This window comes from Roseovarius indicus (genome assembly GCF_008728195.1).
Taxonomy (GTDB): Bacteria; Pseudomonadota; Alphaproteobacteria; order Rhodobacterales; family Rhodobacteraceae; genus Roseovarius; species Roseovarius indicus.
The window spans coordinates 2,224,539-2,243,504 of the sequence record NZ_CP031598.1; the positions used below are offsets into that span (position 1 = coordinate 2,224,539).

Annotated in this window: 23 protein-coding genes; 14 read left to right on the plus strand and 9 right to left on the minus strand. The window is 66.2% G+C overall.

The features are described from left to right. From RIdsm_RS10320 to ribD, 3 genes are all read left to right on the plus strand, one after another. The gene (locus RIdsm_RS10320) at window positions 1-258 is read left to right on the plus strand and encodes a hypothetical protein (RefSeq protein ID WP_057813447.1); all 258 of its coding nucleotides are present in this window, start codon (window positions 1-3) and stop codon (window positions 256-258) included. Between the two features lie 197 nt (window positions 259-455). Beyond that, window positions 456-935, plus strand: coding sequence for a transcriptional regulator NrdR (nrdR, locus tag RIdsm_RS10325; RefSeq protein ID WP_057813445.1), 480 nt, complete (start codon window positions 456-458; stop codon window positions 933-935). Beyond that, a complete protein-coding gene (gene ribD, locus RIdsm_RS10330; RefSeq protein WP_236553175.1) occupies window positions 932-2,026 on the plus strand; it encodes a bifunctional diaminohydroxyphosphoribosylaminopyrimidine deaminase/5-amino-6-(5-phosphoribosylamino)uracil reductase RibD in 1,095 nt (364 codons plus the stop codon). The genes nrdR and ribD overlap by 4 nt, the downstream gene beginning before the upstream one ends. Before the next feature lie 91 nt (window positions 2,027-2,117). Here ribD and RIdsm_RS10335 read toward each other — a convergent pair whose 3' ends face one another. The 3 genes from RIdsm_RS10335 to RIdsm_RS10345 form a co-directional block, all read right to left on the minus strand. Continuing rightward, entirely contained in the window at window positions 2,118-2,762 is a 645-nt protein-coding gene (locus RIdsm_RS10335) for an SDR family NAD(P)-dependent oxidoreductase (RefSeq protein ID WP_057813443.1), read from the minus strand. A 10-nt stretch (window positions 2,763-2,772) separates the two neighbouring features. Then, window positions 2,773-3,234 (minus strand): DUF1178 family protein, encoded by a 462-nt coding sequence (locus RIdsm_RS10340; RefSeq protein WP_057813441.1) that lies wholly within the window; start codon window positions 3,232-3,234, stop codon window positions 2,773-2,775. A gap of 73 nt (window positions 3,235-3,307) precedes the next feature. Further along, on the minus strand, window positions 3,308-3,784 hold the full coding sequence (locus tag RIdsm_RS10345; protein WP_057813439.1) for an NUDIX hydrolase: 477 nt from the start codon (window positions 3,782-3,784) through the stop codon (window positions 3,308-3,310). A gap of 297 nt (window positions 3,785-4,081) precedes the next feature. Here RIdsm_RS10345 and RIdsm_RS30090 point away from each other — a divergent pair, with 297 nt between their 5' ends. The 5 genes from RIdsm_RS30090 (at window position 4,082) to bfr (ending at window position 5,731) form a co-directional block, all read left to right on the plus strand. After that, window positions 4,082-4,234 (plus strand): hypothetical protein, encoded by a 153-nt coding sequence (locus RIdsm_RS30090; RefSeq protein WP_160325803.1) that lies wholly within the window; start codon window positions 4,082-4,084, stop codon window positions 4,232-4,234. Next, complete coding sequence (gene hemP, locus RIdsm_RS10350) at window positions 4,231-4,395, plus strand: hemin uptake protein HemP (protein WP_064504600.1); 165 nt, start codon at window positions 4,231-4,233, stop codon at window positions 4,393-4,395. Before RIdsm_RS30090 ends, hemP begins: the two co-directional genes overlap by 4 nt. Window positions 4,396-4,401: 6 nt before the next feature. Further along, complete coding sequence (locus RIdsm_RS10355; protein WP_057813437.1) at window positions 4,402-4,878, plus strand: hypothetical protein; 477 nt, start codon at window positions 4,402-4,404, stop codon at window positions 4,876-4,878. 126 nt (window positions 4,879-5,004) lie between these two features. Next, entirely contained in the window at window positions 5,005-5,280 is a 276-nt protein-coding gene (locus tag RIdsm_RS10360; RefSeq protein ID WP_074940080.1) for a (2Fe-2S)-binding protein, read from the plus strand. Then, the gene (gene bfr, locus RIdsm_RS10365) at window positions 5,246-5,731 is read left to right on the plus strand and encodes a bacterioferritin (RefSeq protein WP_057813436.1); all 486 of its coding nucleotides are present in this window, start codon (window positions 5,246-5,248) and stop codon (window positions 5,729-5,731) included. The genes RIdsm_RS10360 and bfr overlap by 35 nt, the downstream gene beginning before the upstream one ends. A 121-nt stretch (window positions 5,732-5,852) precedes the next feature. Here the strand turns inward: bfr and RIdsm_RS10370 are convergent, their stop codons facing one another. From RIdsm_RS10370 to RIdsm_RS10390, 5 genes are all read right to left on the minus strand, one after another. After that, a complete protein-coding gene (locus tag RIdsm_RS10370) occupies window positions 5,853-6,821 on the minus strand; it encodes an ABC transporter ATP-binding protein (RefSeq protein WP_057813434.1) in 969 nt (322 codons plus the stop codon). Then, window positions 6,818-7,789 carry an ABC transporter ATP-binding protein gene (locus RIdsm_RS10375; protein WP_057813432.1) on the minus strand — a complete coding sequence of 324 codons (972 nt, stop codon included), beginning with the start codon at window positions 7,787-7,789 and terminating at the stop codon, window positions 6,818-6,820. The genes RIdsm_RS10370 and RIdsm_RS10375 overlap by 4 nt, the downstream gene beginning before the upstream one ends. Then, a complete protein-coding gene (locus RIdsm_RS10380) occupies window positions 7,789-8,697 on the minus strand; it encodes an ABC transporter permease (protein ID WP_057813429.1) in 909 nt (302 codons plus the stop codon). The genes RIdsm_RS10375 and RIdsm_RS10380 overlap by 1 nt, the downstream gene beginning before the upstream one ends. Next, complete coding sequence (locus RIdsm_RS10385; protein ID WP_235607863.1) at window positions 8,694-9,680, minus strand: ABC transporter permease; 987 nt, start codon at window positions 9,678-9,680, stop codon at window positions 8,694-8,696. Before RIdsm_RS10385 ends, RIdsm_RS10380 begins: the two co-directional genes overlap by 4 nt. A gap of 143 nt (window positions 9,681-9,823) precedes the next feature. Further along, window positions 9,824-11,362 (minus strand): ABC transporter substrate-binding protein, encoded by a 1,539-nt coding sequence (locus RIdsm_RS10390; RefSeq protein ID WP_057813427.1) that lies wholly within the window; start codon window positions 11,360-11,362, stop codon window positions 9,824-9,826. A gap of 336 nt (window positions 11,363-11,698) precedes the next feature. On the opposite strand from RIdsm_RS10390, the gene RIdsm_RS30095 reads away from it, so the two are divergent. The 6 genes from RIdsm_RS30095 to RIdsm_RS10420 all read left to right on the plus strand — a co-directional run bounded on the left by RIdsm_RS30095 (window position 11,699) and on the right by RIdsm_RS10420 (window position 17,483). After that, entirely contained in the window at window positions 11,699-12,076 is a 378-nt protein-coding gene (locus tag RIdsm_RS30095; protein ID WP_057813425.1) for a hypothetical protein, read from the plus strand. Window positions 12,077-12,171: 95 nt separating this feature from the next. Then, window positions 12,172-12,999, plus strand: a complete 828-nt coding sequence (locus tag RIdsm_RS10400; protein WP_057813423.1) for a hypothetical protein — start codon at window positions 12,172-12,174, stop codon at window positions 12,997-12,999. Between the two features lie 9 nt (window positions 13,000-13,008). Further along, window positions 13,009-13,662 (plus strand): Fe2+-dependent dioxygenase, encoded by a 654-nt coding sequence (locus RIdsm_RS10405; protein ID WP_217625292.1) that lies wholly within the window; start codon window positions 13,009-13,011, stop codon window positions 13,660-13,662. A 51-nt stretch (window positions 13,663-13,713) separates the two neighbouring features. Next, entirely contained in the window at window positions 13,714-15,381 is a 1,668-nt protein-coding gene (locus RIdsm_RS10410; protein WP_082647262.1) for an ABC transporter permease, read from the plus strand. Window positions 15,382-15,506: 125 nt separating this feature from the next. Further along, entirely contained in the window at window positions 15,507-16,187 is a 681-nt protein-coding gene (locus RIdsm_RS10415; protein ID WP_057813419.1) for a hypothetical protein, read from the plus strand. Between the two features lie 108 nt (window positions 16,188-16,295). After that, a complete protein-coding gene (locus RIdsm_RS10420) occupies window positions 16,296-17,483 on the plus strand; it encodes an MFS transporter (protein WP_057813417.1) in 1,188 nt (395 codons plus the stop codon). 127 nt (window positions 17,484-17,610) lie between these two features. Here RIdsm_RS10420 and RIdsm_RS10425 read toward each other — a convergent pair whose 3' ends face one another. Continuing rightward, complete coding sequence (locus RIdsm_RS10425; protein WP_057813415.1) at window positions 17,611-18,960, minus strand: NAD(P)-binding domain-containing protein; 1,350 nt, start codon at window positions 18,958-18,960, stop codon at window positions 17,611-17,613. Between the last annotated feature and the right edge of the window lie 6 nt (window positions 18,961-18,966).

An 18,966-nucleotide genomic window follows, 5' to 3' on the forward strand; every position in this document is an offset into this window, starting at 1 on the left:
ATGGCTGAAGCCAAAACCAAAGCCCCGCTCACCGAAGAGCAGAAACAGCGCCGCTGGGCAGGTCGCAAACTGGCGATCCTGCATTTCAACCAGCAGTTCAGCGCCGCGAACCCCGAGGCCAGCAAGGAAGAGCGCAAGGCCGCGTGGAAAGACGCGAAAAAAGCACAGACCAAGATGGCCATGCGCACGCTCACCCAGATGGAGCGTGCCGGTTTCGGGATCACCGTGCCGGCCAAGGCGACGGAAGCCGCTGAATAAGCGCATGTTCTGACGAGTGTCCGGCCCGGCCGAGTGCCACGACGGCGCCTCTGGGCCGGGCGCAACACAAAGCTCCCCTTTATATAGCGCCGCAAATTCTTCTCTACCCAAAACTTTGCGGCTGCCCTATAGTGGCTGTGGATAAATGGGCTTAAGACCCATAACCAACGAGGCAGAGAAGAGAAGGGGCTGGGGCGATGCGGTGCCCGTTTTGCGGAAACATTGATACACAGGTGAAGGACTCGCGTCCGGCGGAGGATCACGTGTCGATCCGGCGGCGGCGGTTCTGTCCGGCCTGCGGCGGCAGGTTCACGACCTACGAGCGCGTGCAGCTGCGCGATCTCGTGGTGGTCAAATCGAACGGGCGGCGCGAGGATTTCGATCGCGACAAGCTCGAACGCTCGATCCGGATCGCGCTGCAGAAGCGCCCGGTGGAACCCGAACGGGTGGAACAGATGATCTCGGGCATCGTCCGGCGGCTGGAGTCGCTGGGGGAAACCGACATCCCCTCGAAGACCGTGGGCGAGATCGTCATGGAAAGCCTGGCCCGGATCGACACCGTGGCCTACGTGCGGTTCGCGAGCGTTTACAAGAACTTCCAGGCGGCGGATGACTTCGACAAGTTCGTGAGCGAGCTGCGCCCCGGCGCCGCGGAAGACGCCCCCGCGGACGAGTGAGCGACACCGATACAAGGTACATGCGTCTCGCGCTGGCGCTTGGCCGGCGCGGGCAGGGTCAATGCTGGCCCAACCCGGCCGTGGGCTGCGTGATCGTGCGTGACGGCCGGGTCGTCGGGCGCGGCTGGACCCAGCCGGGCGGGCGGCCCCATGCGGAACGGGTGGCCTTGGACCAGGCCGGCGCGGCGGCGCGGGGGGCCGTGGCCTATGTCAGCCTCGAGCCTTGCGCCCATCATGGAAAGACGCCGCCCTGTGCCGAGGCGTTGATTGCGGCGGGCGTGGCCCGGGTCGTGGCGCCGCTGGAAGACAGCGACGCGCGGGTCTCGGGCAGGGGCTTTGCCATGCTGCGGGAGGCGGGCATCGAAGTCGTCACCGGGGTTCTGGCGGCCGAGGCCGAGGCCGACCTTTCGGGGTTCTTCCGCAAGGCCACCGCCGGTCGGCCCTCCATCACGTTGAAGCTTGCCAGTTCCTTCGACGGGCGCATCGCCACGGCGAGCGGGCACAGCCAGTGGATCACCGGGCCTGAGGCGCGGCGCCTCGTGCATGGGCTGCGGGCCAGGCATGACGCGGTTATGGTGGGCGCGGGCACGGCGCGGGCGGATGACCCGATGCTTACCGTGCGCGGCTTCGGCGTGGCGCGGCAACCGGTGCGGGTGGTCGTCTCGCGCAGGCTGGATTTGCCGCAGGACGGGAAGCTCGCGCAGACGGCGGGCGAGGTGCCGGTGTGGCTGTGCCACGGGCCGGATGCGGATGAAGACCGGATGGCGGCGTGGAAGGGGTTCGGGGCGACGCTGCTGCCCTGCGCCCTGACCGGCCGGCAGATCGACCCGGTGTCGGTCTGCGAGGCGCTGGCGGCTCAGGGCCTGACGCGGGTGTTCTGCGAAGGCGGCGGCGCGCTGGCAGCCTCGCTCCTGTCGGCCGGGCTGGTCGACGAGTTGGTGGGGTTTACGGCCGGGTTCGCCGTGGGGGCCGAGGGGCTGCCATCGGTTGGGGCGATGGGGATCTCCTCGCTCGACGAGGCGGAGCGGTTTGCGCTGGCCGAGGTGCGGCAGGTTGGCGGGGACGTGATGCACCGGTGGGTGCGCACCTGAGGCGTCGGTGCCTCGTCGGGCTGACGGACCTGGGTATTTGAGCCAAGAAAATGCGGCAGGTCGGGTGCGCCCCCGGGGCGTGGCGCCCGGCTCAGAAGGGCAGGTCGCGGCCATCCCAGGTGCGGAAGCTGCCGGTGCTGTCGAGGCTCAGGCGGTCGAACTCGGTGACCAGACCGTCGGCGGACTCGTCGACGCTGACATCACCCTTTTCGCCGCCCATGTCGGTGCGGACCCAGCCCGGGTGGTAGATGCCCACGGCGATGTCGAGTTCCTTGAGATCGACGGCGAGGTTGCGGCCGAGGTTGAGCGCGGCGGCTTTCGAGGCGCGGTAGCAATAGCTGCCGCCGGCGGCGAGCTCGTCGCTGCCCAGACGGCTGGAGATGATGGCGATCTTCGCATTCTTCGCCTGTTGCAGGCCGGTCAGCAGGGTCTGCACGGTGAGGAAGACGCCGGTCACGTTGGTGGCCATGGCGTCGGCCCAGGTTTCGGCGTCGAAACCGCTGGCGAGGGACTGCCCCTTGTCGGGGTAGATGCCCGCGTTGCAGATCAGCAGGTCGACGGGTTTGGTGCCCACCGCCTCGGCCAGCGCGGGGAACTGGTCGGGTTGCGTCACGTCGAGCGGCACGGCGCCCTCGGCGGCGCGGGCGGTGCCGGTGACCTCGTGGCCCGCGGCACGGTAGCGCTCGGCAAGGGCGTGGCCGATGCCCCGGCTGACCCCGGTGATCACGACATGCATGGCCGTCTCCTCAGTTGGATTTGCGGTTGGGAAGGAAGGGCAGGGGCGTGACCGGCACGCCATCCTCGATCAGCTTGCGGGCCTCTTCGGGCTTGGCCTCGCCGTAGATCGAGCGTTCGGGGGCGCTGCCCTCGTGCATCTGGCGGGCCTCGCGGACGAAATTGACGCCGACATATTCGGAGCTCTTCTCGATCTGGCGCTTGAGCTCGGCCATCGCCTGTTCGGCGGGGCTGGCAGGGGCCGACAGCGGGCGCTCGCGCGGCTGGGCCTTCTCGGGCGCGGCGGGCGCCTCTTTCGCCTTGCGGCGGCTGTCGCGCACGCTTGGCGCCATCAGGGCCTTTTCCACGTGGGTCGAGCCGCAGACGGCGCAGGCGACCATCCCCGCCGCATGCAGCTTGTCGAAGGCCGAGGCCGACTGGAACCAGCTGTCGAAGCGGTGGTCCTGATCGCATTTGAGGGTGAACTGAATCACACCGGGTACTCCACTACACAACTGCGGAATAGTTATACCGTCAGGGGCGGTTTTCAAGCGCGCATCACGCGGGTCAGAGCCGCATGAGCTTGGGGTCGAAGGCGCGGATGATCTGGGCGAGCTCGGCCTCCTCGACCCGGGCCGCGGCCTTTTTGCGACGCATCCATTTGCGCTTGCGCTGGCCCAGCTCGGGGTAGTCGTCGGCCAGCGCCTTGACCCGCACGGGGTAGACCATCGCCACGCAGGGCAGGCCGCCATGCTGGGGCAGCACCTTGTGGTAGGAGAAAAGCCCCAGGCTCGGCCCGGTGACGCGGCCCATGACGCCGGCCTCTTCCCAGGCTTCCTGCAGGGCTGATTCGGCGGGGGTGCAGCCGTCGAGCGGCCAGCCCTTGGGGATGATCCAACGCTTGGTGCCGCGCGAGGTGACCATGAGGAATTCGGGCTTATCGTTGCGAATGCGGTAGCAGAGCGCGGCAAACTGGGTGCGCACGTCGGATTTCCGCCGCGTGCGGAGCGCGATGGGGACCTGCTTGAGGTAGTGCTGGGTCATCGGGTTATCCTCCCCCCTGGCCCCGGGCTGCTCTGCCGAAGTGTATATACAGCTTGCCAGACACGGCCTTTCATTGCGAGTCCTGATTGCGGCGGGCTCATATTTTCCAAGGGGCCCGATGCCGCGGCGAAACGTTTGCGCGCGCGGAAGGGGGAGGGGGGGCGGGGCGCAAGGCGTCGCCGGATAAACCTAGGGAAATAATCAGGATTGACAAAGCTGAGTGAAAAGCTCAGAAATGAGGTCAGCCAACCGACAGCGGTCAGCCATCAGCCAGGACAGACGGATAGGAGCGACAGGATGATTGCTGAACGGTTGACCCGCGCCAAGCGCCCGGGGCAGGGGGCGTTGCCCACGCGCGAGCAGGCGGCGGACATGGCGATGGCGGGGCTTCTCTCGCCCGACGTGGTGCTCGAGCACCTGCTCGACCGGATCGAAGGGCGCCTGGCATGATGACGCTGCGCAGATCCCCCGCCGGAGACGAGGCCACCGCGCAACCCCAGTACGACGCCCGCGAACTGATCGGCGATGGCCAGACCGCCACCATCACGCTCGACGGACAGATCTACACGCTGCGCATCACCCGCATGGGCAAGCTCATCCTGACGAAGTGACCCCCGATGAAACAGCATAGCGAGATGCGGGGCGGCTTTCCCGTCGCCGCGTTCGACACCCTGCCCGAGGCCGAGCGCGTGCTGGTCCGGGCGCTGCGCCACTGGTCCGACGGGCCGGACGGGCAGGAGCGGATCGCCCGCCTGCTGCTGGCCTCGATGGGCGAGGCCGAGGCGCAGACCTGCCAGCGCGCCCTCAACGACGTGATGGGCGTGATCGCCCGGCACGGCCGGCGCAAGCTGGTCCGACACAAGGAGACATGCTCCTGCGTGGGCGCCGACGAGGCGGTGTTTGCGCATTTCGTCATGCTAGCCGCCACCGGCGAGCGCGAAGACGCGATGCTGATCGGCTCGCTGATCGTGGAAGGCCCGCTGCTGATGGCGATGACCGAAGCCGCGCGGCAGGCCGGGCTCTACCTGCACCGGGCGACGATCTCGAAGCTGAACGCCACTGTCCGCCAGCGCGCCGGCGCCACGCTTCACTGAGCGAGAGGGAACCGTGCGGCATTCCCGCACGTTTCCGTTATCCGACAGAAAACCTCTGGTATTCGTCACGGTTTTGTGCAGATATCAGATTACGATGGATCACCGCGATCCGACCAAGAGGCCCAAATGATCATCTGCCACTGCCAGTCGATCACAGACCGCGACATCCGCGCCGCCGTAGACTGGATGCGGGCGGCGGACGAGGACACGCTCATCACCCCCGGCAAGGTATACCGCGCGCTTGGCAAGAAAGCCGATTGCGGGGGATGCCTGCCTCTCTTCCTTGACACCATGCACCAGTGTGACACCTTTGTCATACCCATGCAGCGGCGCGTAGAGCGCCGCGAGAAATCAAAGGAAGTGAGCGATGAAGGGCGACGAAAAGGTTATCGAGTACCTTAACAAGGCACTGCGAAGCGAATTGACGGCAGTGAGCCAGTACTGGCTGCATTACCGGCTGCAGGAAGACTGGGGCTATGGCAAGAACGCCGCCAAGTCACGCGAGGAAAGCATCGAGGAGATGCACCACGCCGACAAGCTGATCACGCGCATCATCTTCCTCGGCGGCCACCCCAACCTGCAGAAGCTCGACACGCTGCGCATCGGCGAGACCCTGCGCGAGACGCTGGATGCCGACCTTGCGGCCGAGCATGACGCCCGGACCCTCTATATCGAGGCGCGTGACCATTGCGAGAAGGTGGGTGACTACGTCTCGAAGAACCTGTTTGAGGAACTGATCGCCGACGAGGAAGGCCATATCGACTTCCTCGAGACGCAGATCGACCTTTACGACAGCCTTGGCGCCGAGAAGTACGGGCTTCTCAATGCGAGTTCGGCAGACGAAGCCGAGTGATTGCTGGCCGGGTAGGGGGCTCTGCCCCCAACGTTGAAATCCTGAGGGATTTCAACGTCTCCCCCGGGATATTTTTACCAAGAAGAAGCAGGGGCGGCGCCGTGTCGGGGCCGCCCTTTTTCTATTCCGCGAAGTGGCAGGCGGCTTCGGTGCCGTTGGCGAGTTTGCGCAGTTCGGGGCGGTCCTGGCGGCAGATGGCCTCGGCCATGGGGCAGCGCGGCGCGAAGGGGCAGCCGGGGGGCGGGTTGACCGGGTCGGGCAGTTCGCCGGGCTTGCGCGGGTTGTCGAAGGAGCCGCCTTCGAGCTTGGGGATCGCGTCGAGCAGGAGGCGCGTGTAGGGGTGCTTGGGCGCCTTGAAGAGCTCCTCGGCGGTGGCAAGCTCCATCACGCGGCCGAGATACATCACCGCGACGCGGGTGCCGAAATGCTCGACCACCGACAGGTCGTGGGTGATGAAGAGGTAGGTCAGCCCGCGTTCGGCCTGCAGGTCGGTCAGCAGGTTGAGGATCTGCGCCTGGATCGAGACGTCGAGCGCCGAGATGGGCTCGTCGGCGACGATGAAGGCGGGGTTGGTGACAAGCGCGCGGGCGATGGCGATGCGCTGGCGCTGGCCGCCCGAGAACTCGTGCGGCAGGCGGCGCTGCCAGCTCTGGTCGCAGCCGGTGGCGTCGAGCACTTCCTCGACCCGCTGGCGCACCTGCTGGGTATTCATCTCCGGCATCAGGTGCTGCACCGGTTCTGCCAGCGTGTCGAACACGTTGCGGCGCGGGTTGAGCGAGGCATAGGGGTTCTGGAACACCATCTGCATGTCGCGGCGCACCGGTTTGCGGGCGGCCTCGTCCATGTTGTCGATGCGCTGGCCCTGGAAATAGATCTCGCCGGCGGACGGCGGCTGCAGCCCGATGATGGCGCGGCCGAGCGTTGTCTTGCCGCAGCCCGACTCGCCCACGACGCAGAAGCTTTCGCCGGGCTGGATGGCGATATCGACGGTGTTGAGCGCGTGCAGCACCGGCTTTTCGCGCGACAGGAAGTGCGTCGGCAGCGCGAAGCGCACTTCGACGCCCTTGGTTTCGACGATGGGCTGGCTCATGAGGCGGCCTCCGCCGGGGTGAGGGGGTGGAAGCAGGCGGCGTGGCCGCCCGCGCGTTCGGGAATCTCCTGCCGGCAGCGCTCGGTCGCGCGGTTGCAGCGCGGGTGATAGGCGCAGCCCTTGGGCAGGGCGGTGATCGGCGGCATTGAGCCGGGGATCTGGTAGAGCCGCTCGCCACGCTCGGCATTCTGCGGCAGCGCCTGCAGCAGGCCGTAGGTATAGGGGTGCTGCGGGCCCTTGATGATCTCCTGCGTGGGGCCTTCCTCGACGCATTTGCCCGCATACATGATCATGATCCGCTCGGTCACCTCGGCCACGACGCCAAGGTCGTGGGTGATGAGGATCAGCGCCACGTCATTCTCGCGGCAGAGCTTGAGGATGAGGGCCATGATCTCGGCCTGAATCGTCACGTCGAGCGCGGTGGTGGGCTCGTCGGCGATGATCAGTTCCGGGTCGGTCAGAAGGGCAATGGCGATGACGACACGCTGGCGCAGGCCGCCCGACAGCTCATGCGGGTAGGAGGTCATCCGGTTCTCGGCCGAGGGGATGGCCACCATGCGCAGCTTTTCCACGCAGAGCTTGTGCGCCTCGGATTTCGAGATGCGGCGGTGCGCCTGCAGCGTCTCGATCATCTGGGCGCCGATCGTCATCACCGGGTTCAGCGTGACCATCGGGTCCTGGAAGATCATCGAGATGCGGTTGCCGCGAAGCTTGCGGATCTTCCGCTCGGACAGCTCCAGCAGGTTTTCCCCGTGGAAATTGATCGTGCCGCCCGACACCCGGCCGGGCTCGGCGATGAGGTTCAGGATGGCGAAGGCCAGCATCGACTTGCCGGCGCCGGATTCGCCGACAACGCCCAGCCGCTCGCCCTTTTCCAGCGTCAGGTCGACCCCGCGCAGGGCCTCGACCTCGTCGCGCTTGCCGCGCGGAAAGGCCACGTGCAGGTCACGCACTTCGAGCATTGCCATCAGTCCTCTCCCCGCCGCAGTTTCGGATTGAGCACGTCGCGCATCCAGTCGCCCAGGAGGTTCAGCGCCAGGATCAGCACCACCAGCACGATGGCGGGGTAGAGGGTGATCCACCACGAGCCCGAGAAGATGAACTCGAAACCCGAGCGGATGAGCGAGCCCAGCGACGGGCGGTCGGTCGGCATGCCCAGCCCGAGGAACGAGAGCGCGGCCTCGGTCATGATCGCCTCGGCCACCTGGATGGTCGAGATGACCAGCACTGGCGTCAGCGTGTTGGGCAGGATATGCCCCCACATCACCTTGCGCGCCGGCAGGCCGATGACGCGGGCGGCGTCAACATATTCCTTTGACTTCTCACCCAGGACCGAGCTGCGCACGGTGCGGGCGAACTTGGGCCATTCGGCGATGCCGATGATCATGATCAGCATGAAGATCGCGTAATCGGCATAGGTGTTGGCGTCGAAGGCGGCGTTGAAGATGGCCAGCACGATGATCGCGATCATCAGGGTGGAAAGCGACATCTGGATATCCGCCAGCCGCATCAGGAAGGCGTCGATCCAGCCACCCTTGTAGCCGGCAATGAGGCCCAGCGTGATGCCGAGAATGGCCTGCACCACCACCGCGCCGATCCCGATCAGGAGGGAAATGCCGGTGCCGTACATGATGGTCGACAGCACGCCGCGCCCCTGCGCGTCGGTGCCCAGCAGGAAGCGCTCGTCGCCGCCATCCTGCCATGCGGGGGGCATCTCGCTGTCCATGATCGACAGCTGCATCAGGTCATAGGGGTTCTGCGGCGCGATGAAGGGCGCCAGCGCCGCCATCAGCACCAGCAGCAGGAGCACGAGGCCCGCGGCCATCGCCACCGGGTCGCCAATGAAGCGTTTGAAGACAAAGCGCCAGGTGATCATGATTTGGCCCCCGGCAGTTTCACGGTCGGGTTGATCAGCGTGTAGATGAAATCGACGATGGTGTTGACCACCACGAAGATCAGGCCGACCACGATGATGTAGGCGATGATGAGCGGCGTATCGACCCGGTTCACCGCCTCGAGAAAGAGAAAGCCCATGCCCGGCCACTGGAAGACCGTCTCGGTCAGGATGGTATAGGCGATGAGCGTGCCGATCATCAGGCCGCCCACCGTGACCACGGGCAGAAGCGTGTTGCGGAAGGCGTGCACGTAACGCACCCGGCGGGTCGAGAGGCCCTTGGCGCGGGCAAAGCGCACGTAATCGGTGGCCATCGTCTCCATCATCTCGGCCCGGATCAGGCGGATGAAGAGCGGCAGCATGATCGAGGACAGCGCGATCGAGGGCAGGATCAGGTGCGCCCAGCCGTCAACCGTCAGCAGGCCGGTCTCCCATCCCCAGGGCAGCTCGACCGTGTCGCCGCGCCCGAAGGCGGGCAGCCAGTTCAGCTCGACCCCGAAGATCCAGACCAGCATGATCGCGGTCAGGAAGACGGGGATCGAGATGCCGACGATCGAGCCGGTCATGATCACGCGGGCGAAGAAACTGTCGCGGTTGATGGCACAGTATATCCCCGCCGGGATCGACACCGACAGGAAGATGAAGACCGCGCCCAGCACCAGCTCGAACGTGGCGGGGAACTTGTCCATGATCACGTCGAGGGCAGGGCGCTTGAAGAAATAGGAGGTGCCGAGATCGCCCTGCACGGCGTTGCCGAGAAAGCGGACATATTGCACCATGAAGGGGTCGTTGAGGCCCAGCTCTTCGCGCAGGGCGTCGCGCTCTTCCTCGGAGACCGACTGGCCCACGAGTTCGCGCAGCGGATCGCCGAGGTTGTCCTGGATCGAAAAGCCGATGAGCGAGATGACGAACATCACGATCACGGCCTGCAGGGCCCGGCGGATGAGGAAAGCGAGAATGTGCATGGCTTCGGTTCGGTCCCGTGGCGCGCGCCTTTTCAGCGACTCAGCTATTGCGTGGCGCGCGACAAATCACGGATGGCGCGCGGAGTGCAAGGCGCGAAATGCCGGCGGGCCGGGTAAACCGGCCCGCCGGACGCAGCGTTAGCTTACTCTTCGATGACCAGGTCGCCCAGGTAGGGGAAGTTCATCACGTTGAGCACGGGCTCGATATCGACGCCCGTACGCGCGGCCCAGGCCAGGTCCTGCCAGTGCAGCGGCACGAAGGCTGCCTCGTCATAGAGGATCTGCTCGACCGTCTGCAGCATGTCGGCGCGCTTCTGCTCGTCCGTTTCGGTCAGCGACGCCATGGTCAGGCGGTCGACTTCCTCGTTCGAGTAGTTGCCCGAGTTGTACTGCCCACGGCCGGTGTCGGGGTTCGGCGTCATGGTCAGGAACTCGTTGAAGTTGGCGCTGTCCTCGGTGTCCGAATGCCAGCCGATCATCATGATGTCGGCGGCGCGTTCATCGAACTTGGGCCAGTATTGCGCCTTCGGCATGGTGGTCAGGTCGATCTCGATGCCGATCTTCGCCAGCATGGCGGCCGCCGCTTCGCAGATCTTGTAGTCGTTCACGTAGCGGTTGTTGGGGCACATCATCGTGGCCGAGAACCCGTCGGCGTAACCGGCCTCTTCCATCAGCGCCTTGGCTTTCTCGACGTCGAAGCGCGGCTCGAGGTTGGGGTTGTGCCCCACGTAGCCCTCGGGCGACTGTTGCGCCGCGACGGTGCCGAAGCCCTTCATGATCTTCTGCACGATGCCTTCGTTGTTGATGGCATGCACGATCGCCTGGCGGACCTTGACGTCGGCCAGCGCCTCGTTGCGCTCCTGGTTCATCTGCAGGGTGATGATCCGGGTGCCGGTCATGGTGACGAGCTTGGTGTCCTCGTTGTTCTCGATCCGCTCGAGATCGGTCGGCGGCACCGGTGCGATGAAGTCGACGTCACCCGACAGCAGGGCGGCGACGCGGGTCGGCGCTTCCTTGATCGGCGTCAGGATCGCGGTCTGCACGTTGCCCGGGCTGTCGGTGTCCCAATAGTCGGGGTTGCGCTCGAAGGTGACCTTCACGCCCTGTTCGCGCTCGGCGATGGTGAACGGGCCGGTGCCCGAGACGTTCTGGCTGGCAAAGCTGTCACCGTGCTTGGCGATCTCGTCGCCGCCCTCGGTGTAGAAGTCCTTGTCCAGCGGGAACACGTAGGTCGCCGTGTGCAGGATCAGCGGGCTCGGGCCATCGGTCTTAACCTCGACGGTGTAGTCGTCAACCGCGGTGGCCGAGGACCAGCCGGCGAAGATGCCCTTGAAGTCGGGCGAGGATTTCAGGCGCTCGATCGTGTAGACCACGTCTTCCGCCGTCAGGTCGTTGCCGGAATGGAATTTCACGCCTTCCCGGATGTGGAACAGCATGGTGGTGTCGTCGATCCGCTCCCACTCGGTGGCGATGCGCGGGTCGAAGCCCAGATCCTTGTTCCAGCGCACGAGCGGGTCAAAGACCATGTGGCTCAGCTGGAGCGTACCGCCCGACAGCTGCTCATGCGGGTCAAGCGACACCGGGTCGGCGTCATAGGCAAAGTTCAGCGTCTGCGCCGAACCCATGCCTGCGGCCGCCACGAGAATCGCGGATGCCGTTGCAAGATTGCGTAGAACTTTCATGTATATCTCCCTGGATAAGCCGGATTTGCGGGGCCATTGACAGGCAACCCCCCGGACATAGCCGCAAGGTTGTCGCGATTCTGAACAGGTGTAAAGGCCGCGTGCCGCTACGTTACGGCGTTGGGTGGCGTCAAAAAACCAGCCAAACCAGTGGGCTAGGCGGAAATTTTATCAAAAGGTCAAAGGCTTGGCCGGGCCCGCCGCGCTGCAACCGACAGGCGAGGCATGTACGGTGGAGCGCCATTTTCCAATCCTGACCGTTATTCATGGTTTTGTTGACACCCGCTCGGACGGCCAATACCAATTATTTCTATCAGGAAATGAGGAGATGCGCTGATGACCGATACCCCCGAAAAACCCCGCCGCCTTGTCACCGCCCGCCGCAGCGTTGCCCTTGGCACGCTGGCCGCCGTGGTCGCCGGTGGCAGCGCCGCCCACGCCGCTGTGGCCACGCCCGACATGACCGACACGCCGGAATGGGTTCAGCTGGCCTCCGACGACGGTGAAGGCGAGGGCGAAGCCGAGGGAGAAGGTGAAGCCGAGGGTGAAGGCCAGGCCGCAGCCGAAGCAGAAGGCGAGGGCGAAGCCGAAGGCAGCGAGGAATACTCCGAGGAAGGCGAAGGCGAGTCTGAAGGAGAGGGTGAAGGCGAGGGCGAAGGCGAGGGCGAAGGTGAAGGTGAAGGAGAGGGTGAAGGCGAGGGCGAAGGCTCCTGACGTAGCCCCACGCCGACCATCCCGTACCTTCCGGCGCCGCATGTCCCCAAACATGCGGCGCCCTTGATTTCAGAGCTTCCCGAAAGGACCGCGCGATGAGCGACACCCCCGAGAAACCCCGCCGCCTTGTCACCGCCCGGCGCACGCTCACCATCGGCACGCTGGCCGCTGGCCTTGCCACTGCCGCCCATGCCACCATCGTCACCCCCGCCGAGGCGGACCTGCCCGACAGCTACTGGCTGGCCGCCGGCGAAGGCGAGGGGGAAGGCGAAGGTGAAGGCGAGGGCGAGGGCGAAGCCGCAGAGCAGGACAGCAGCGCCCGGATGGACGACGCCGCCTTCCTCGTGGCCCTCGGCCAGCTCGAAGGCCGGCTTTTCGCCGCCACCGCGCTTGCCGAAGACGGCCAGGCCGACGCGGCCGCGGCGCTGCTTGACGGCCCGGCCGGCGATGTTCACGCGGCGCTCGACGCCCGCGGGATAGACGGTGTGGCCGATGCCCTTGCCGCCCTCGACACCGCCATCGCCGAAGGCGCCGACACCGTCGCAGACGACTACGACACCGCCCGCGACCTCTTCGAATCCGCCCGCCGCGAAACCACCGCGCGGGCCCAGTTCCGCTCGCTCATCGCGCTGACCCGCGCCGCCGCCGAAACCTATGCCGGTGCCGTCGACGGCGATCAGATCACCGACCTCGCCGCCTACCAGGCCGCCTGGGGCATGATCGAGCTGGCCAAGGTCGAAGCCGGCGAGATGGCTAAGGCCAACCACGACCGCATTTCGCAGGCCGGGCAGGGCCTTGTCGACGCGCTCGGGTTCGCCGACCCCGCCTTCACCGACCTGCAAGCCGCCGGTCTGCACCCCGATGCCAGCCTGCTGCACGGCGCCGCAGGGCGGATGGATCTGGCCCTGTCGAAGGTGTACTGAGCGATGTTCATGGTCATCGGAGACGTGCTCGATAAGCAGGAGGTGGCCGACCTGCGCGCCGCCGCCGACGCCATCGAGTTCCAGGACGGCCGCGCCACCGCCGGCCGCTATGCCCGCGGTGTGAAGAGCAATCTTCAGGCGAAACCCTCGGCCGATCTCGACGAGATCCTGGCCTCGGTGCGCAAAAAGCTCTTCAAGAACGAGCTGTTCCGCTCGGTCGCCCGGCCCAGAAAGATCGCCCGCTCGCTGCTCTCCCGCTATGGCCCCGGCATGGAATACGGCTTCCATGTCGACGACCCGATCATGAAGGGCAGCCGCACCGACCTCTCCTTCACCCTCTACCTGTCGGAACCCGAGGAATACGAGGGCGGCGGCCTCGTCATCGACGACGTGCTCGAGGAACGGGTCATCCGGCTTCAGGCCGGCGACATGGTGCTTTACCCCACCTCGGCCCTGCACCGGGTCGAGCCCGTCACCACCGGCGAACGGGTCGCCGTGGTGGGCTGGGTTACGAGCTGGGTGCGCGATGCGGCGAAACGCGAGGTGCTGCACGATCTCGACGTCGCCACCCGCTCGATCTTTGACGAGCATGGCAAGACCCCGGCCTTCGACCGGCTCTTCAAGGCGAAAAGCAACCTTTACCGCATGTGGGCGGACGGGTAGGGAGATGTGCCGCGGCCCGCAAGAGCCGCCCGAGACCGAGCGGACCTGAGAATGCTGAGTGAAAAAGTCCTGCACCGACTGGCCTGGGTCGTCGTCGCGTTCTGCGTCGCGCCGATCCTTGCGGCGGCGCTGGCGGCGTTCACCGGCAACCTCGAGGTGTGGCGCGACGTGTTGGCCTCCGTCCTGCCGCGCTATGTGCGCACCACGCTGATCCTGGTGGCGATCGTGGGGGTGGCGACCGCCGTTATCGGGTCGGTCACGGCATGGCTGGTGACGGTCTACCGCTTCCCCGGCTCCCGCTGGCTCGAGATCGCGCTGGCCCTGCCGCTGGCCTTCCCGGCCTACGTGATGGCCTATGCCTATACCTACATGCTCGACCATCCAGGGCCGGTGCAGACGGTGCTGCGCGACATCACCGGCTGGGGCCCGCGCGACTACTGGTTCCCCGAGGTCCGCTCGCTGGGGGGCGCGGCGCTGATGCTGACCATCGTGCTCTACCCGTATGTCTACCTGCTGGCGCGCGCCTCCTTCCGCCAGCAATCGGCCAATGCCTTCCTCGTTGCCCGCACGCTGGGCCGCTCGCCCTTGAAAGCCTTCTACCGCGTCGCCCTGCCGATGGCGCGGCCCGCCATTGCCGGCGGCGCGCTGCTGGCGATCATGGAGACCATCGCCGATTACGGCACCGTCGCCTTCTTCAACGTCCAGACCTTCGCCACCGGCATCTACCAGGCGTGGTTTTCCCTGGGCGACCGGGCGGCGGCGGCGCAGCTCTCGCTCTGCCTGCTGAGCTTCGCCCTTCTGCTGGCCGGCCTCGAACGCGCCCAGCGGGGCCGCGCCCGCACCGCCGGGCGGGGTAGCCGGTTCGAGACGATGGAGCGCCCCCGCCTGACCGGCGCCTCGGGCTGGGTTGCCTTCGCCCTCTGCCTCGGGCCGGTGCTTCTGGGGTTCGTCATCCCGGCGATCATGCTGGGCGTGATGGCGGTGGGCTCGGGCCAGTCGCTCCTCTCCTCGCGCTACGTCGCGCTGATGCAGAACTCGGTCACCGTGGCCGGCGTCGCCGCCGTGCTGACGGTCATCGGCGCCATCCTCATCGGCTTCCGCGCCCGCACGCGCCCCTCGCGCAGCTCGAAGCTGATCGTGATCGGCGCGGGCGTGGGCTATGCGGTGCCCGGCGGCGTGATCGCCGTCGGCCTCATGGTGCCCATGGCCGCCCTCGACAACATCATCGACGGCATCATGGAAAGCCGCTTCGGTATCGACACCGGGCTGCTGATCACAGGCTCCATCTGGCTGATGGTGCTGGCCTACATGGCCCGCTTCATGGCGGCCGCCCTCAACGCCTATGACAGCGGCATGGCCACCATCCCGCACCACCTCGACGCCATCGGCCGCTCGCTGGGGCAGCCGGGGCAACGCCTCTTGTGGCGCATCCACCTGCCGGTGGCGCGCAACTCGGTGCTGACGGCGCTGCTGATCGTCTTCGTCGACGTGATGAAGGAACTGCCCGCGACGCTCATCCTCCACCCGTTCAACTTCCAGACGCTGGCGGTGCAGGCCCACCGGCTGGCCGCCGACGAACGGCTGGCCGAGGCGGCGGTGCCCTCGCTGGTGCTGGTGGCGTTCGGCCTGATCCCCGTCGCTGTTCTCTGCCGGGCCTTGGGCCGCGAGGGGCGGGGGCAAAAGGCGGCGCGTCTCGGCACGGCGGTCAGCGCAGGGTAGGGCAAAGCGGCGCGCAGAAAATGCGCGGGGCGAGGCGAATTTCCTAGCAAGCCTCGCTTTTTGGGGTAACCTGACCCCCGGGAGCAGCCGGACGCATTGGCCCGGCTCGGGTGGAGGGAAATTTCATGAAATACGCATTGGCCGCTTTTCTGGCCGCTTTCATTGGCGTTTCGGCCCATGCCGCGCCCTGCAAGGCGCCGTCATCGATCGAGAATGTCTACCTGGTCAAGGAATCGTATTCCTACACGAGCGCCTTCGCCGCGCAGCTGACCAAGCCCAAGCTGAACCTCGATTTCATCGAAGAGATACGGATTTATTCCGGCGATTACGTCGTGAAACTGCAATGGTACGAAAACCTGTTCGAACCCCAGTACGGAAGCCGGAAGATCACCGAGGGGTTCCGGGTGATATCCGGCATGCTCGGAGACGAGTACCAGGCCAGGATGAGAGCCAGCGAGACCACGTTCCAGTTCATCATCAACGACAACGTCATCGACGTTCCCGTTCCCCCGTCCTCGGAGAGGGAGAATCTCGGCTACACCGACAACAAGCGGCATTACGGGCTGAGCTCGGACACCGTCCAGATGCAGGACGGACGGACCCTGTCGGAATTCCTCGAGCAAAGCCTTGCCGGCAGCAGCAACTACACTTTTGCTATCGGGCTGGGCCGGGAAAAGTCGCGCCTTGGCGGGGTCAGCCATGAACAGGTGGTGACGGTCGACATTCCCTATGCCGACCTGCAAAGGCTGAGCGGCGAGTTGGACGCCCATGTCGCGAAAACCAAGGGCGAATCCTGCATGCGGTAGGCCCGCCCAGGCCGCCCAGGCCGTAACCGGCCTTCCTTCGCGGTATCCTCGGCCTGCGTGGAACCTTTCCCGGGACTTTTCATTCCTGCATGGAAAGGAGGCCGCGCCATGACCTATTTCCACAGCCTGTCCGCCGCTGGTTTCGCGGCGACCGCGATCAGCTATGGCCCCGGACGGGTCGGGTTCGGCCTCTTCGTGCCCGCCTTCAGCGGGGCGTTCTCGCTTGACGGCACGACCATCGGCCTGATTTCCAGCCTCGGCTTCGGCGGATTCTTCCTGGCGCTGCTGACGGCGCAGTATCTGCTGAACCGGCAGGGGCCGGAAGTGCCGGTGCTGGCGGGGCTTGCCTCGGCGACCGTGGGCATGGCGCTGGTGGCCGCGGCGCCCTCGCTGCCCGTGCTGGCGGCGGGTGTCTTCCTCGCCTCGGCCAGCGCCGGCTTCGCCTGGACGCCCTTCAACGACGCCGTGCACCGCAAGATCCGCGATATTGACCGGGCCACCGCCCTGTCGGAGATCAGCACCGGCACCAGTATCGGCATCGCGCTGGCGGGCGCGGCGGCGCTGGCGATGGTTTTCACCGGCCTGTCCTGGCGGCTGTGCTGGGCGCTTTTCGCGGGGGCAAGCGCTCTGGCGCTTGTGGCCAACTGGGCCTCGCTGCGCCATGTCGAAAAAGACCCCGAAGCGGTGGCCCGCCGTTCGTGGCGGGCGCTGATGGAGCCCTCCATCGTGCCGATGCTGACCGTGGGCTTTGCCTTCGGCTTCACCTCGTCGATCTACATCTCCTTCGCCGCGCGCCACATCGCCGATGCGGGCGGTGTGCCGGGCGTGCCGGGTGCGGCGACGCCGGCGGTGGTGTTCCTCTGCTTCGGCCTTGCGGGGCTGGCCGGCCTGATGACCAGCCGGTTCCGGTCCGCGCTGGGGCTGACCCCGCTTCTGCGCCTGACGATGGCGGCCGGGGCAGGGTCTCTGGCACTGGCCGCGCTGCTGCCGGGGAACTGGCTGGGCCTTGCCGGCTCGGCGGGGCTGCAGGGGGTGCACGTCATGGTGATCAGCGCGGTGCTGGCCTTCTGGTCCGAGCGGCTCTTCCCGGCCATGCCGACGCTCAGCTTCACCGCGGCCCTGCTGGCCACGGCGGCGGGCAACATCCTTGGCCCGGCCGTGGCGGGCACCGTCTCTGACACGCTGGGCATGACGGCGATGTTCATGGCGGCGGCGGTGGTGCCGGCCTCGGTCGCGCTGTCCCTGCGCGGGCGCTACGTGCGCGAGTATCCGGCAGCACTGGGGGCGGCTGCGTGAGGGGGGCGGGGCTCCCCAATCAAAAAAATCCCGGCCACGGCGGGCCGGGAACTCAGGGACGTGACCTGAAGTGTCGGCCCTGGCCGCTCGGGGAGAGTGTGCGGCCGGGACCCGGTGTATGGTGCGATCAGGCGCCCGTCTGCAGGTACGACTCGAGGCTGTCGTCGAGCGCGTCCTTCCACGGCGTGTGGTGCGCCGGGGCCTTCTTGCCCGTCAGCGGCGACACGTAGCCGTTGTTGCGGAAGGTCATGATGTCCTGCTTCTTGTGCTTCTTCCACTTGTAGAACTGCTCGCAGGCCATATCGAGGTCGAAGCTCGGGTAATCGGTCTCTGCGATCAGCTCGGCGACGTAATCGCCCTGGTACTTGATGCAGGCGTAATCGTCTTCCAGCGCGTCCTCGTCGGCCTGCCGCTTCTTCCAGTCGGCGTCCATCGTGGCGCGATCGGGCAGGTCGATCTTGCCCATGATCGCGTCGCGCACCCACCAGGCCTGCGCGTCGAACATGTTGAAGGTGAACCACTGGTCCTGCATCCCGAGATAGAAAAGCTTGGGATTATGCACCCACACCACGCCCTTGTAGAGGTCGGTCGTCGCCAGCCGGTTCGCCGTCTTCAGGCGCAGGTCGTCGGGCAGGAAGTTGAAATGGTGCTTGTAGCCGGTGCACAGGATGATGGCATCGACGTCGCGGCTTGTGCCGTCCGTGAAATACGCCGTGCGCCCCTCGACCCGGTCGAGCGCCGGCACCTCGTCCCAGTTGTCGGGCCAGTCATACCCCATCGGCGCCGAGCGATAGCAGGAGGTGATCGACTTGGCGCCGTATTTCCAGCACTGGCTGCCGATATCCTCGGCCGAGTAGCTGGACCCCATGATCAGGATGTCCTTGCCCTCGAATTCCCGCGCGTCGCGGAAGTCGTGGGCGTGCAGGATACGGCCGTTGAACCCGTCGAAGCCCGGGTATTCCGGCACGTTCGGCACCGAGAAATGGCCGGAGGCAACGATCACGTGATCGTACTCCTCGACCGTCTCCTGGTCTTTCTCGCTGTCCCGCGCGGTGACGGTGAACTTGCCCGACGCGTCGTCATAGCTCACGTCGCGCACCACGTTGTTGAAGCGGATCCAGTCGCGCACGCCGGCCTTCTTCACCCGGCCTTCGATATAGTCGAACAGAACCGCGCGCGGCGGGTAGCTGGCGATCTCCTGCCCGAAATGTTCGTCGAAGGAATAATCGGCGAATTCCAGGCCTTCCTTCGGCCCGTTCGACCAAAGGTAGCGGTACATCGAGCCGTGGCAGGGCTCGCCATCCTTGTCGACACCGGTGCGCCACGTGTAGTTCCACAGCCCCCCCCAGTTCGACTGTTTCTCGTAGCAGACGATTTCGGGAATATCCTCGCCGTTCGCTTTCGCCGACTGGAACGCCCGCAGCTGCGCCAGCCCCGACGGCCCCGCCCCGATGATCGCCACTCTTTTCTTGGCCATTAGCTA